The following is a 14666-nucleotide window of genomic DNA, read 5'->3' on the forward strand; positions in this document are numbered from 1 at the left end:
TCTTCGGGGAGCCCCGAGTGGATCGCACTGCCCAGCTGACCTCACGCGCCGCGACGCACTCCGTCGTATACGAACCGGACGTTACGACACATTCGCCAGACTCTCCGCACGTCAGGGCGGCCGAGGTACTGAAGGCCAACTGGAGGGGCAGCTCGACGGTCCCCTCGCGCGGCCTGTATCCGCACCAGTGGTCCTGGGACTCCGCGTTCATCGCGATCGGCCTGCGCCATCTGTCGCCGCTGCGCGCGCAGACGGAGCTGGAGACGCTGCTGTCGGCCCAGTGGGGCGACGGGCGGATCCCGCACATCGTCTTCAACCCCTCCGTCCCGCTCGACGCGTACTTCCCGAGCCCCGACTTCTGGCGCTCCTCGACCGCGGGGCGCGCTGCGGGCGCCCCGCGCACCGTACAGACGTCCGGCATCGTGCAGCCACCGGTGCACGCGCTGGCCGTCTGGCTGGTGCACCAGGCCGACCCCGGCCTGTCCCGCGCGCGCGGCTTCCTCGCCCGCGCCTACCCGGCGCTCGCCGCCTGGCACCGCTATCTGCTGCACCGCCGCGACCTGGGCGGCGGCGGCCTGGCGTCGGTCGTGCACCCCTGGGAACAGGGTATGGACAACAGCCCTTGCTGGGACGCCCCGTTGAGCCGCGTCACGCCGGCCCCGGCCCGCTCCTTCCGCCGCGCCGACCTCGACCACGGCGCCGCCGAGGACCGGCCCACGGATCTGGACTACGGGCGGTACGTGCGGTTGGCGACGGACTACCGGGACGGCGAATATGCGGACGGAGTGGGCGAGTTCGCCGTCGAGGACCCGTCCTTCAACGCGCTGCTGATCGCCTCGGAGCACGCATTGGCGCGCATCGCTCACGAGTTGGGCGCTACGGGGACGGCCAGGCACGCGCGTGCGGAGCGGCTGACGGCGGCGCTGGTGGAGCGGCTGTGGGACCCGGCGGAGGGCATGTTCTTCTGCCGTGACGTGCGGGATGTACGCGATGCGCGGGACGGGGCGCTGATCCCCGAGCGGAGCGTCTCCGGCCTCATCCCGCTCCTCCTCCCCACCCTCCCCCGGGACATCGCCGACACCCTCGTCCGTACGGCGCGCGGGCCGCACTTCGAACTCGGCGGCGCCGCCCGCCTCGTACCGTCCTACGACCTCCTCGGCGAGGCCTTCGACCCGCACCGCTACTGGCGCGGCCCCGCCTGGTTCAACACGGGCTGGCTGATGGAGCGCGGGCTGCGGCAGCACGGGGAGCGGGGACACGCCGACACGCTGCGTACGGCGCTGCTGGAGACCGCCGACGCGACCGACTTCGCGGAGTACGTGGACCCGTACACCGGCGAGGCCTGCGGGGCGCTCGGCTTCGGCTGGACGGCCGCGCTGACTCTCGACCTGCTCCACCAACAGCCCACCGACGTGGGCGCGTTCGACATTCGCGAGATGGACGACATGAGTGACAAGGGAGGCGAACGGCGATGACGGACCGGCATCATCTGCTCGTGCACGGCGGGACGTTCGCGGCCGTCGGGGACGGCGGGGACATCAGCGGTGTACGTGGCGGCAGTCACCCCGACGGGTTATTCGTGCGCGACGCACGGCACTTGAGCCGCTGGCAGCTGACCGTCGACGGCGCCGTGCCCGAGACGCTCAGCCCGGTCGCCGACGGGGACACCGCGCGCTGCGTCCTCGTACCGCGCGGGGGCCGTCAGGAGCCGCCCGCGTACACGCTCTTCCGTGAACAGGCGGTAGGGGACGGCGGGTTCGTCGAGTCGCTGCGCGTGACGAGCAACCGCCCGACGCCGACGACGGTCCGGATCGCGGTGACGGCGGACGCCGACTTCACGGACCAGTTCGAGCTGCGCTCCGACCACCGTACGTACGTCAAGTCCGGGGCCGTACGAAAGCGCGAAGTCCTCGACGACGGCGTCGAGTTCAGCTACCGGCGCGGTGAGTGGCTGTCGTGTACGAGGGTCAGTGCTGAGCCCGCCCCCGACGGCGTCGAGGAGACCGGCACAGGTGCCCGACGCCTGGTCTGGGCCCTGGAGTTGGAGCCGCACGGTTCGGCGGAGCTGGCGCTGCGGGTGGCGGCCCGCCCGCACGGCGCGACACGGGAACCGCAGGTGCCCGCCTCCCCCGCTGCCGCGAACGACCAACTCCTGGCGCTGGAGGGGGAGTTCGTCGAAGGAGTGGCATTCCCCACCGGCTGGCCGGAGTTGGCGGCGGCGTGTGCGCGCGGCCTGTCCGACCTGGCGGCACTCCAGGTCCCCGCGACGGGCCCGGACGGCGAGGAGTTGCGCGTACCGGCGGCGGGAGCGCCTTGGTTCCTCACCCTGTTGGGCCGCGACGCACTGCTCACGTCCCTCTTCGCACTCCCGTACCGCCCCCAACTCGCCGCCGCCACACTCCCGGCGCTGGCCGCGACGCAGGCGACGGAGGTCGGCCCGGACTCGGTGGCCCAGCCGGGCAAGATCGTGCACGAGGTACGGCACGGCGAGCTGGCGCACTTCGGCCAGGTGCCGTACGGGCGTTACTACGGCTCGGTGGACGCGACGCCGCTGTTCCTGGTCCTGCTCGGGGCCTACGTGGAACAGACAGGCGACACGGCGTTGGCCCGCCGCCTGGAGGCGAACGCCCGGGCGGCGATCGGCTGGATGCTGGACCACGGCGGCCTGACGTCACGCGGCTACCTGGTGTACCGGGCCGACCAGGGCGGCCTCGCCAACCAGAACTGGAAGGACTCCCCCGGCGCGATCTGCTCGGCCGACGGCACGCGCGCGAGCGGCGCGGTGATGGCGGCGGGGGCGCAGGGGTACGCGTACGACGCGCTGCGCCGCACGGCGTGGGTCGCGCGCACGGTGTGGGGCGACGAGACGTACGCCGCCCTCCTGGAACAGGCGGCGGGCGACCTGCGGGACCGTTTCCAGCGGGACTTCTGGATGCCGGAGCACTCCTTCCCGGCGCTGGCGCTGGACGGCGAGGGCAGGCAGGTGGACGCGCTGGCCTCGGACGCCGGGCACCTGCTCTGGTCGGGGCTGCTGGACAAGGAGTACGGCGAGAAGGTGGGCCGACGCCTGCTGGAACCGGACTTCTTCTCGGGCTGGGGCGTACGGACACTGGCGTCGGGCCAACCGGCCTACCACCCCCTGTCCTACCACCGGGGTTCGGTCTGGCCGCACGACAACGCCCTGATCACGCTGGGCCTTTCGCGCTACGGCCTGCACGACGAGGCCCGCACGGTCGCCCACGCCCTGGTCGACGCGGCGACAGCCACCGGCCACCGCCTCCCCGAGGTCCTCGCCGGCTACGGCCGCGACACCCACGGCGAACCGGTGCCGTACCCGCACGCGTGCGTACGCGAATCCCGGTCGGCGGCGGCCCCGTTGGCGCTGCTCACGGCGGTCGGGGGCGCCTGAGGGGGTGCGGGGGCGAGGTAGGTGGCTCGTCGCTTGGTGAGGCGTTTGCCCGGTGTTTGCCGGGTGCTTGGACGCGGGGGCTGAACGGAGGCCGAGGGCCCGCCGTACGGGATGGTGGCGGACCCGGGCTCCCGCGTCGGGGTCCGCCACTCCTGCACGGGCTCCACACGGAAGGACCTTCGGGGTGCCTCTGTTCACACGCCTCAACCCATCGACGGACGCCACCACCGAGAAACCTTCCGGGGCATCTTCCGAGTCCCCGACCGGGGTGCCTGCGGAGGCAGCTGCCGAGGTGTCCGGCGGGGCGGCTCCTGACGTGCCTTCCGAGGTGCCGTCGACCGCTACGACGGCCGAGGACAAGCCCTCCGGGCAGGTCGCGGGGCGGAGCGAGCACGCCGAGGAAACTCAGGCGGAAGGCGCCCCCGCCGGAAGCGCCTCGGTAGCGGGGACCCTCGCCGGAGGCGTGCTCGCAGAATCCGCGCCCCCGGCCGCAGAACCCGACGACCCCAAATCGGCCACCTCCTCCTCCCCCACTCCCGCCGAACCCCCCATTCCCCCCAAACCCACCTGGCGCACCCGTCGCCCCACCACCGCCCGTAACCTCAGCCGGACGGCGACCGTCCTCTCCGTGCTGCTCGTCCTCTTCGCTCTGCAGATGCCGAACACCGCCGGTAACTTCCGGCTCTCGGAGTTTCTGCGGCTGCCGGCGGAGGCGATCGTCGGCGCTGTCGTGCTGCTGGCGATGCCGCGGCGGCCCCGGGTGATCACCGCGGCCTGTATCGGTGTGTTCCTCGGGGCGCTGACCGTGCTGAACCTGCTCGACATGGGGTTCGTCGAGTTCCTGGGGCGGCACTTCAACATCGTGCTGGACTGGGAGTTGCTGGACGACGCCCAGTCGTACATCACCGACGCCATCGGTACGGCGGGGTCGGTCGCGGTCACCGTCGCGGTGATCCTGCTCGCCCTGTTCCTGCCCGTCGGGACCGCGTTCGCGAGCGTGCGGCTCAGTGAGCTGCTGGCCCGCAACAACACCGTCGCCACCAAGGCGACGCTCATCGCCGGGACCGTATGGATCACCTGTATGTCCCTCGGGCTGACCGTCGGCGGCGTGCCGCTGGCCTCGGACCACACGGCCGGGGTCGTGAAGGTGCAGGTGCGGCGGGTGCAGGACACGCTGCGCGACGAGGCGGCGTTCAAGGAGCTGGCGAAGAACGACCCGTTCGCGAAGACGCCCGGCAGCGAACTGGTGCCCGACCTGCGCGGCAAGGACGTCATCTTCACGTTCATCGAGAGTTACGGCCGCAGCGCGATCGAGGACCCGATCATGTCGCCGGGGGTCGACCAGACCCTCGCGGAGAGCACACAGAAGCTGACGGACGCCGGGTTCGCGGCGAAGAGCGGCTGGCTCACCTCGGCCACGTTCGGCGGCAACAGCTGGCTCGGTCACTCGACGTTCCTGTCCGGCCTGTGGATCAACAACCAGTCGCGTTACCGCACCCTCGTCAACAGCGACCGCCTCACCCTCCCCGAGGTGTTCCGGAAGACCGGCGACTGGCGGACGGTCGGTGTGATGCCGGGTGTGCAGAAGGGCTGGCCGGAGCAGCAGTTCTACGGGCTGGAGAAGAACTACTCGTCCAAGGACCTCGGTTACAAGGGCCCGAAGTTCAGCTGGTCGACCATGCCGGACCAGTACACGCTGGAGGCGTTCCAGCGGCTTGAGCACGGCAAGAAGAGCGACAAGCCGCTGATGTCGGAGATCATCCTGACCTCAAGTCACCAGCCCTGGGCGCCCCTTCCGACGACGGTCCCCCAGGACCAGCTCGGCGACGGCTCGGTGTTCGACTCGATCCAGAAGGCGGGCAAGGACCCGAAGGACGTCCTGTACGACGGCACGGCGGCCAAGCAGGAGTACGGCAAGTCGATCCAGTACTCGGTGACGAGCCTCGTCGACTGGCTGGGGCGCTACGGCACCGACGACACCGTCCTCGTCTTCCTCGGCGACCACCAGCCCATGTCCCGGGTCAGCGGCACCAACGCGAGCCGCGACGTCCCGGTGTCGATCGTGGCCAAGGACCCGAAGATCCTGGACAGGATCACCGACTGGAACTGGACGGACGGCCTGCGCCCGGCCCACGACGCCCCGGTGTGGAAGATGAGCGCCTTCCGCGACAAGTTCCTTACGGCGTACGGCTCGACGCCCCACCCGTAAGCACTCCCATCTGCAAGAAGCCCCACGGGGTCACGGAGTCACGGGGCCGTCATGGCCTCGCGTGCCGCTTCGACGAACTGTGCCAGAAGGCGCTTGAAGCGCTGATGCCCTTCGTCGAAGCGGGCCCGTGCCTCGGGCTCCCCGAGCGTGAAGCGCCACAGGGCCCTGCTGGTGTCCGCCGCCGCCTCCAGGACCGTTCCGGCGGCCTCGGCGGGGGCGGCGGGCCCTTCCAGGGAGATGACCCGGACGCTTCGCATGAGGGGGTCGTAGGCACCGCGCAGTTCGCCACGCAGCTCCTGAAGGTCCGTCAGCAGCTGATCGGGATCGGCGACTTGGACGAACCTGGACTCGGCCCGCCAGTACAACTCGCCGAGAAGATGAGCCCGTTCCAGGAACTCCAGGTAGGCCGCCCGCCGCAACTCCCGTACCCGATCCCGCTGTTGGGCCAGCGCCGAGGCCTCCGCCTGGGCCCGCGCCGCCCGTACGTTCCCCAGGTTGGTGACCCAGCTCGCGAGCACCGCCGTACCGCCGGTGAAGGCCGCGACCCACACCGCGACGTCCGTCACGCCGACCAGTGTCCGTGAGCCCCCGACGGCTGTCGAGAGGGCCTCGGCGGCCGGGGCGACCGCCGGATCAGCCCCCGGACGTGTCCAGTTCCGCGTCCTCGCTCACACCCGCGCAGTCGTACGGGTCCTTCAGCCAGCCGTCCGGCAGCACCACCCGGTTGTTGCCCGACGTACGCCCCCGGGGCCCGTCCGCGCCGAGGGGCCAGGCCTGGTCGAGGTCCAACTCGTCCAGCCCCTCCCGCAGTTCCGCCAGCGACGACGTGATCGCGAGGCGCTTGCGCATCTCGCTGCCGACCGCGAAGCCCTTCAGGTACCAGGCGACATGCTTGCGGAAGTCGATGACCCCGCGCGCCTCGTCCCCGATCCACTCGCCGAGCAGGGTCGCGTGCCGGACCATGATGTCGGCGACCTCACGGAGCGCCGGGCGCGCGATCGCCTCCGTACGGCCCTCGAAGGCTGCCACCAGGTCCGCGAACAGCCACGGGCGGCCCAGGCAGCCTCGGCCGACCACGACCCCGTCGCAGCCCGTCTCGCGGACCATCCGCAGCGCGTCCTCCGCCGACCAGATGTCGCCGTTGCCGAGGACGGGGATCTCCGGGACGTGCTCCTTGAGGCGGGCGATGGCGTCCCAGTCCGCCGTGCCGCCGTAGTGCTGGGCGGCCGTGCGGCCGTGCAGGGCGATGGCCGTCACGCCCTCCTCGACCGCGATCCGGCCGGCGTCGAGGTAGGTGATGTGGTCGTCGTCGATGCCCTTGCGCATCTTCATCGTGACCGGGATGTCCCCTGCCCCGCTGACCGCCTCGCGGAGGATCGCCCGGAGCAAGGGCCGCTTGTAGGGGAGGGCTGAGCCGCCGCCCTTCCTCGTCACCTTCGGGACCGGGCAGCCGAAGTTCAGGTCGATGTGGTCGGCCAGGCCCTCCTCCGCGATCATGCGGACGGCCTTGCCGACGGTCGCCGGGTCGACGCCGTACAGCTGGATCGAGCGCGGCTTCTCGGTCGCGTCGAAGTGGATCAGCTGCATGGTCTTCTCGTTGCGCTCGACCAGCGCCCGGGTCGTGATCATCTCGCTGACGAACAGGCCCTTGCCGCCGCTGAACTCCCTGCACAGGGTGCGGAAGGGCGCGTTCGTGATCCCGGCCATGGGGGCCAGGACGACGGGCGGCTGCACGGTGTGCGGGCCGATCTGGAGAGGGTTCGCGGGTGCGGTCACGGGCGTGGACATTGCGCCATTCTCTCGCACCGAATGGAGTACAGCCAAAGTCGTTAGTTAGGCGTACTATGTTCGCATGTCCGAGCTGAGTCCCCGCCGCCGCATGCTGGTGCTCGCGATCTGCTGTATGAGCCTGCTGATCGTGAGCCTCGACGTCACCGTGCTCAATGTCGCGCTGCCCTCCATGGAGAAGGACCTGGGCGCGAGCGTGGCCGGTATGCAGTGGGCGCTCGACGCGTACACGCTGGTCCTGGCCTCCCTGCTGATGCTCTCGGGCTCGACCGCCGACCGCATCGGCCGCCGCCGGGTCTTCAAGACCGGGCTGGTGCTCTTCACCCTCGGCTCGGTGCTCTGCTCGCTCGCCCCGAACCTCGACTCGCTCATCGCGTTCCGCATGATCCAGGCGATCGGCGGCTCGATGCTCAACCCGGTCGCCATGTCGATCATCACCAACACCTTCACCGACCCGCGCGAGCGGGCCAAGGCGATCGGGGTGTGGGGCGCGGTCGTCGGGATATCCATGGCCGCGGGGCCGATCGTCGGCGGCCTGCTCGTGGACTCCGTCGGCTGGCGCTCGATCTTCTGGCTCAACCTGCCGGTGGGCCTCGCCGCGCTCCTGCTGACCTGGCGGTTCGTCCCGGAGTCCCGCGCGCCGAAGGCCCGCCGCCCGGACCCGGTAGGCCAGGTGCTGGTCATCGCGCTGCTCGGCTCGCTGACGTACGCGATCATCGAGGCGCCCAGCTCACCGGTCACGCACACGCTCGCCTTCGGGTCGGTCGCCCTGGCCGCGCTGCTGGGACTGCTGTATTACGAGCCCCGGCGCAAGGAACCCCTCATCGACCTGCGGTTCTTCCGGTCGGTGCCGTTCAGCGGGGCGACGGTGGTCGCGGTGAGCGCGTTCGGCGCGCTGAGCGGATTCCTGTTCCTGTCGACGCTGTATCTGCAGAACGTGCGGGGGCTGTCCGCCCTGCACGCCGGTCTGTGGATGCTGCCGATGGCGGTGATGTGCTTCGTGTGCGCGCCGATATCGGGGCGGCTGGTCGGCAGCAGGGGGCCACGGTTCTCGCTGCTCACGGCGGGGGTCACGATGACGGCGAGCGGGGTCCTGTTCGCGGGGTTCGACGGGGAGACGTCGAACGTGACGCTGGTGATCGGGTACTTCCTGTTCGGCCTCGGCTTCGGCTTCGTCAACGCGCCGATCACCAACACGGCCGTCTCGGGCATGCCCCGCTCGCAGGCCGGGGTGGCCGCCGCGATCGCCTCCACCAGCCGCCAGACCGGCGGCACCCTCGGGGTCGCGGTGATCGGCGCGGCGCTGGCGTCGGGCATCGGGGCAGGACCGTACAAGGAGGTGTTCGCCGCTGCGGCGCGGCCCGGCTGGTGGATCATCGCGGGCTGCGGGCTGGCCGTGCTGGTGCTGGGCGCGGTCACGACCGGCGGCTGGGCCCGGCGGACGGCGGAACGGACCGCCGAGCGGCTGGAGATCGAGGACGGCGGTGGGGGCGGGGAGACGGGCGTGCGGGGCTCCATGGGGGCGCGCACCGCGATGTGAGCCGTCGCCGTGGCGGACTCCGGTCGTCATCACCAACAGCCCGCATCGTGAACGAAATTGACCATCTATGGTTGATTTTCCGATGGAAGCGGATCGGCCGGCGGGAACATCTCGTACAGCTTCGCCAGGCGCTCGCGCGTCTGCTCGTCCGACGGGACCATCGTCACCAGGCGGGTGCCCAACTCCGGGGCGAGCCACAGGTCCGTGTGGTCGACGGTCAGCAGGCCGACGTACGGATTGCGGAACTGCTTGGTCTTGCCGCGGACGTTGACCACCTCGTACCGCTCCCAGATCTCGCGGAACTCCGGGGACTCCGCGCGCAGTCGCCTGAGCATCAACTTCCAGGCGGGGTCGCCCAGATGGGCCGCCTGCTGGACCCGGAGCTTGGCCGCCATCACGCGCAGTGTCTCTTCGAACAGGACGACCGACCTCCGCCACTCCTCGTTCGTGCAGACGAGCAACATGAGGTTGCGGTCCTCGGGCGGTACCGCGTCCAGGTCGCCCATGAGGCGGCCGTAGGTGCGGTTGTACGCCTGGATGTCGTACCGGCTGTTCTGGATGCAGGCCGGGATGGGGTCGAGGGCGCGCAGCAGTTCGCGGACGGCGGGGGTGATCGTCGGGCAGCTCGCGGCGGGGGTCGGGTCGACCGCTCCGGCCAGCTGGAAGAGGTGGGCGCGTTCGCTCGGGTCGAGGAGGAGGGTGCGGGCCAGGGCGTCGAGCACCTGTTCGGAGACCTGGATGGCGCGGGCCTGTTCGAGCCAGGTGTACCAGGTCACGCCCACCGCCGAGAGCTGGGCGACCTCCTCGCGGCGCAGTCCCGGCGTACGGCGGCGCCTGCCGGGCGGCAGGCCGACCTGCTCGGGGGTGATGCGCTCGCGGCGGCTGCGCAGGAAGACGGCGAGTTCGTGGCGCCGGACCTCCGAGCCGCGCCCGCCGGGCCGCCGCTCCTGCGGTTCCGGCCGCTGTCCCTCCGGCCGCTGCCGTTCCTGCTTCCGCTCCGGCTGTTGCCGCGCGCCGGTCTCCTGGGCGATGGTGGTCACCTTTCCACTGTCCCTCCGCTCGGACCCTGTTTCCAGGTACTCCTGGTACCAGGATAAAGAGACTCTGGTACCACCCTCAGGGGAGGCGGACGCTGGTCGACGTGACCGACACAAGCACCTCACCCACCGCCACCGTCCGCTCCCCCTCCGGGTCACCCCTACTGGGCGGGCTCGGTCTGTTCACCGTGCTGCTCGGGGCGGCCCTGCCCCTCATCGACTTCTTCATCGTCAACGTCGCCCTGCCCACCATCGGCCGGGACCTCGCGGCGAGCGAGGCCGTCCTCGAACTGGTGGTCGCCGGGTACGGGGTCTCGTACGCCGTCCTGCTCGTCCTCGGCGGGCGGCTCGGCGATCTCTTCGGCCGGCGCCGGCTCTTCCTGGCCGGTATGGCGGCCTTCGGCATCACCTCGCTGGCCTGCGGACTCGCGCCGACCGCCTGGACCCTGGTGGCGGCCCGGATCGCACAGGGCGCGGCGTCGGCGGCGATGCTGCCGCAGGTGCTCGCGACCATCCAGTCGGCGACGGCCGGTCCGCGCCGGGCCAGGGCGATGGGCCTGTACGGCGCCACGGCCGGGCTCTCGATGGTGGCGGGCCAGATCCTCGGCGGCGTACTCGTCGCCGCGGACATCGCCGGTACCGGCTGGCGCTCGGTGTTCCTGGTGAACGTACCCGTGGTGCTGCTCGGGCTGGTCCTGGCCGCCCGGACCGTCCCGGAGACCCGCTCGCAGCGCCCGGAGCCGGTGGACGTCCCCGGCACGCTCCTCCTCGCCCTGTCCCTGATCACCCTGCTCGCCCCGCTCACCGAGGGCCGGGCGGCGGGCTGGCCGCTGTGGACCTGGCTGTCGCTGGCCGCGTTCCCGTTCGTGGCGGCGGCGTTCTACGCGGTCGAGCGCGGCGCGGACCGCAAGGGCCGTACGCCGCTCGTGCCGCCGACCCTCTTCGGGCTGGTGTCGCTGCGCCGGGGGCTGGTGATGATGGTGCCGTTCTCGATCGGCTTCAGCGGGTTCATGTTCGTGATCGCGGTGGCCCTGCAGCGGGGTGCCGAGCTGGGGCCGGTCCAGGCGGGGCTCGCGCTGGCGCCGATGGCGGTGACGTTCTTCTGCGTCTCCCTCGCCGGGCCCCGGCTGGTCGCCCGTTACGGCACGCGGGTCGTCACCGTCGGCGGGTTGATCCAGTTCGTGGGCGTGGCGCTCATCGCGGTGGCGGTGTGGCGTTCCTGGCCCGACGTGGGGCTGATGGAGCTGCTGCCGGGGGCGGCGGTCGCGGGGGCGGGGCAGGCGTTGCAGCTGCCCGTGCTATTCCGGATCGTGCTGTCGGAGGTCGAGCCGGCGCGGGCGGGGGTGGGCAGCGGGGTCATGATCACCACCCAGCAGTCGGCGCTGGCGCTGGGGGTGGCGACGCTCGGAACGTTGTTCCTGTCCCTGGCGCCCGGGATGGGCATGGGGGATGCGCTGGTGACGACGTTGGTGGTGCAGTTGGGGGGTATCGCGTTGACGGCGCTGCTGAGTCTGCGGCTGCCTCGGGTGATCGGCTGAGGGGGCGGATGTCGGGTGACCTCGGATCACGGCCACGGCCACGTCCACGTCAATAGCGACGTCAATAGCGACAGCGACAGCCGTAGCCATAGCTACGGCCGCGATGGGCTGTGGGGGCGCTGCGTGCGGTTCGGGCGGGTGTTGCTGCCTCTGGTGGACGAGGAGGCGTGGCGGCGGGGGCGGCGCCGTGAGCGTCTGGGCAACTGGGGTGTCGACATCGGGGAGGGCGAGCGGCTGATCGAGATCCTCGCCGCCCTTACCGCCTATGCCGTCGTGGTCGACATCGCCGGGTCGGCGGCCTCCGCGGCAGTGCTGGACACCCTTCCGCTGGGCGTGGTGGCCGAGGCGGCGACCGGCAAGCGGGACTTCGAACTGCTCGCCGGGTTGCCGGACGCGTTCGCCGACGGGCGCGACGAGTTGGCGGTCAAGGTCTTCCGGCTGTACGTCTACCGGGGTGAGCGGTACAGCCTTCGGCTTTGGCGGATGGCTACGGAGCTGCAGTATGCGCTGACCGTTCTCGGCGGGCGGTCGCGGGTCGCATCGCCTGGGTGTGGGCACGTTTTCTTTTGGGCGGCTGCGGCTGGGCTGGCCGGTGGGGCGGGGGTGGGGGCGGCTGTGTGAGTGCGGGTGCGGGTGCGTTGTGGCTGGTCGCGCAGTTCCCCGCGCCCCTCCGGGAGCGCCCCTGCGGGGCGGCTCCCGGATCCTCCGCGCCGCTCCCCGTCACCCCCTCACCCCAGCTCCGTCACCTCCTCCACCCCCTCACCCCATCCCCCGTTACCCTCTGCCCCTCACTCCGTCCGCAGCGCCGTAGCCGTGCGTGTCCTCGCTGCCCAGGTTGCCGGGAGCAGGGCTCCCAGGAGGGCGATCGTCAGGCCCGCCAATGCCAGGAGGGGGAGTTGCCAGGGGGTGTAGACGTTCAGGACGGACGGGGGGAGGTCGGTGCCTGCCGCGTGGCCCATCAGGGGGAGGACCACGCCGTGCAGGGCGAAGCCCGTGGGGACGCCGATCAGGCCGCCCAGGACGCCGATGCCGGTCACCGAGGCCAGTACGAGGCTCACCGTCTGGCGGGGGGACATGCCCAGGGCCTTGCAGACGCCCAGGTCGTGGACGCGTTCCCGGGTGTCAAGGACGACCGAGTTGAGGACTCCCATGCCCGCCACGGAGACCAGCATCAGGGTGAGCAGGGCCGCCATCGACTGCAGGACGAGCACGAAGTTGTCCTGTCCCGACGGGGCGTTGGCCATCGCGTCGCCGCCCAGTGGCCGCAGGACCGCGGCGAGTTTCTGGGCGTACTCGACGGGCGCGACGCCCTCTTCCACCTCGACCAGGAACATCCGGGGCTCGGCCCCGGGGAAGTCGGCGATGTTCGCGTGCAGCCGTACGCCGCCGTCCGACGTGTCGAAGGCCTCGCCGACGATCCGCAGGGTGCGGGTGTCGCCGAGGTAGGTCACCCGGACCGTGTCGCCGATCTCGGTGCCGGTCCGGTCCAGGTAGCCCGAGCCCACCACCACCTGGCCCGCGCCGTCGAGCCAGTGGCCGGCGAGCATCTCGTAGCCGCCGGTGCTGCCCATGTCTCCCTGGTAGAAGCTGGCCTGCACCACACCGCTGACCCCGGCCACGGAGACGTCGTCCCTGGTCATCGCGTAGTACGCGGCCGTGCCCGGCTGTGCCTCGATCGCGGCGCGGACACGTGCCGGATCGGCGGCCTGGGGCTCGGAGTCGCCCTCCGTCGGTCCTCCCTCCGGCCCTTCCTTCGTCCCGCCTTCCGTCGGCCGGGGTACCCCCGGGCCCGCCTGCACCTCGCCGCCGCCTCCGAACACCGTTACCGCCGCCCGCTCCTCCGGGTCCGCCGCCGCGCTGACCGCCGTCAGGGACGCCGTCAGCCCCACCGCGAAGGTCGCCGCGATCGTGCCGAAGGCCACCGCCAGGAGCATCGCGACCGTGCGGACCGGGTGCGCGAACGGGCTCGCCAGGCCGTAGGTCACGGCTCGGGGCAGGGGCAGGCGGCCTGCCGCGCGGTGTGCCCACTGGCCTCGGCCCGGGCGTGGGGCTCGGCCCACCGCGATCGCCTCGACCGTACTCAGGCGGCCGGCGCGCAGCGCGGGCACCAGTGCCGCCAGACCCACTACCAGCAGCGCGGCGGCCGGTACGGCGACGTCCACCCACCAGGCCACGGTCAGGCTGGTGGTGCTGTACGCCTGCTCGGTGTCGTCCAGGAGCGGTACGGCGAGCAGGTTGCCGAGGACTACGCCCAGCCCGATGCCGACGGCCGCCGGGATCAGCGACTGGGCCACATACGCGCGCACGACCTCGCGCGGGGTGAAGCCGATCGCCTTCAGGACGCCGATCCTGCGCAGGCTCGAACCGACCGCGCCGCTGGTCACGCTGGAGACGATGATCACCGACATGACGATGCCGAGGACGCCGAAGGCGATCAGGAAGGGGATCGTCGGCGCCGCGCCCTGGTCCGCGTCGCGTTTGACCTCCAGGTAGGAACGGCTGCTCAGCAGCGCGCCGGACGGTACGGCGGCGGCGAGCCGTTCGCGGGCCGCGATGAGCTGTCCGTCCGTGTCGGCCTCGTCGAAGCGGTACAGCATCTGGTTCGTGAGGGGGGTGAGGGAGGTTCCTGCCGACGCAAGTGCCCTCGCCTGGGCCGGAGTTGTCCACGCTTCGGCGGTTCTGCTGACGGACAGGGCGAAGCCGACGATCGTCAGGGTCGGGCTGTCGGCGGCGTCCGAGGTCTTGAGTGTGGAGCCGAGTTCCAGGGCGGGGCCCGCGAACTCGGCGTCGAGGACGACCTCGCCCGGTTTCGTGGCCCAGCGGCCGGACTTGAGGTCCAGGTCGTCCACGTCGGCCGCCGGGGCGGACCGTCCGACCAGCGTCAGCGCCGGCAGGTGCCCGCCCGCCGAGTCGACCGGCTGGACGGTGGTCGCCGGGTACGGGCCCGCGCTCGCCGTGACGCCCGACTCGTCGGCGGTGGACCGGAGTTGGGCCTCGCTCGCTCTCTCCGGGTCGAACTGTACGGTCAGCTGCGCGCCGTGCTGCTGCGCGAAGGCGTGGTCGAAGGGACGGTTCGCGGCGACGATCAGCGAACCGGCGACCACCGCCGAGGCCACGGCCATCATCGTGGCCACGGCGATCACCA

Annotated in this window: 10 protein-coding genes; 6 read left to right on the plus strand and 4 right to left on the minus strand. The window is 71.6% G+C overall.

Going from position 1 to position 14666, the window contains the following annotated elements; all coding sequences use genetic code 11:
- Positions 1-17: 17 nt before the first annotated feature.
- The 3 genes from CW359_RS22075 (at position 18) to CW359_RS22085 (ending at position 5618) form a co-directional block, all read left to right on the plus strand.
- Positions 18-1475 carry an MGH1-like glycoside hydrolase domain-containing protein gene (locus CW359_RS22075; RefSeq protein WP_105971884.1) on the plus strand — a complete coding sequence of 486 codons (1458 nt, stop codon included), beginning with the start codon at positions 18-20 and terminating at the stop codon, positions 1473-1475.
- Complete coding sequence (locus CW359_RS22080) at positions 1472-3409, plus strand: amylo-alpha-1,6-glucosidase (RefSeq protein ID WP_105971807.1); 1938 nt, start codon at positions 1472-1474, stop codon at positions 3407-3409. The genes CW359_RS22075 and CW359_RS22080 overlap by 4 nt, the downstream gene beginning before the upstream one ends.
- 328 nt (positions 3410-3737) lie before the next feature.
- Positions 3738-5618, plus strand: a complete 1881-nt coding sequence (locus CW359_RS22085) for a sulfatase-like hydrolase/transferase (protein ID WP_232838522.1) — start codon at positions 3738-3740, stop codon at positions 5616-5618.
- Positions 5619-5656: 38 nt separating this feature from the next.
- Here the strand turns inward: CW359_RS22085 and CW359_RS22090 are convergent, their stop codons facing one another.
- Together CW359_RS22090 and dusB are read right to left on the minus strand one after the other, a co-directional pair.
- Positions 5657-6184, minus strand: coding sequence for a hypothetical protein (locus CW359_RS22090; protein WP_105971809.1), 528 nt, complete (start codon positions 6182-6184; stop codon positions 5657-5659).
- Positions 6185-6251: 67 nt separating this feature from the next.
- Complete coding sequence (gene dusB / locus CW359_RS22095) at positions 6252-7406, minus strand: tRNA dihydrouridine synthase DusB (protein ID WP_105971810.1); 1155 nt, start codon at positions 7404-7406, stop codon at positions 6252-6254.
- A 64-nt stretch (positions 7407-7470) separates the two neighbouring features.
- Between dusB and CW359_RS22100 the strand changes: the two genes are divergently transcribed.
- Entirely contained in the window at positions 7471-8946 is a 1476-nt protein-coding gene (locus tag CW359_RS22100) for an MFS transporter (RefSeq protein WP_105971811.1), read from the plus strand.
- A 65-nt stretch (positions 8947-9011) separates the two neighbouring features.
- On the opposite strand, the gene CW359_RS22105 is transcribed toward CW359_RS22100, so the two are convergent.
- Positions 9012-9986: a helix-turn-helix transcriptional regulator gene (locus CW359_RS22105; protein ID WP_105971812.1), complete on the minus strand. Its 975-nt coding sequence runs from the start codon at positions 9984-9986 to the stop codon at positions 9012-9014.
- A 101-nt stretch (positions 9987-10087) separates the two neighbouring features.
- Between CW359_RS22105 and CW359_RS22110 the strand changes: the two genes are divergently transcribed.
- A complete protein-coding gene (locus tag CW359_RS22110) occupies positions 10088-11521 on the plus strand; it encodes an MFS transporter (protein ID WP_105971813.1) in 1434 nt (477 codons plus the stop codon).
- A gap of 138 nt (positions 11522-11659) precedes the next feature.
- Positions 11660-12142, plus strand: coding sequence for a hypothetical protein (locus CW359_RS45370; RefSeq protein WP_157968611.1), 483 nt, complete (start codon positions 11660-11662; stop codon positions 12140-12142).
- Between the two features lie 167 nt (positions 12143-12309).
- Here the strand turns inward: CW359_RS45370 and CW359_RS22120 are convergent, their stop codons facing one another.
- A complete protein-coding gene (locus CW359_RS22120) occupies positions 12310-14646 on the minus strand; it encodes an FtsX-like permease family protein (protein ID WP_232838535.1) in 2337 nt (778 codons plus the stop codon).
- Positions 14647-14666: the final 20 nt, after the last annotated feature.

The sequence above is a fragment of the Streptomyces geranii genome (genome assembly GCF_002954775.1).
GTDB lineage: Bacteria > Actinomycetota > Actinomycetes > Streptomycetales > Streptomycetaceae > Streptomyces > Streptomyces geranii.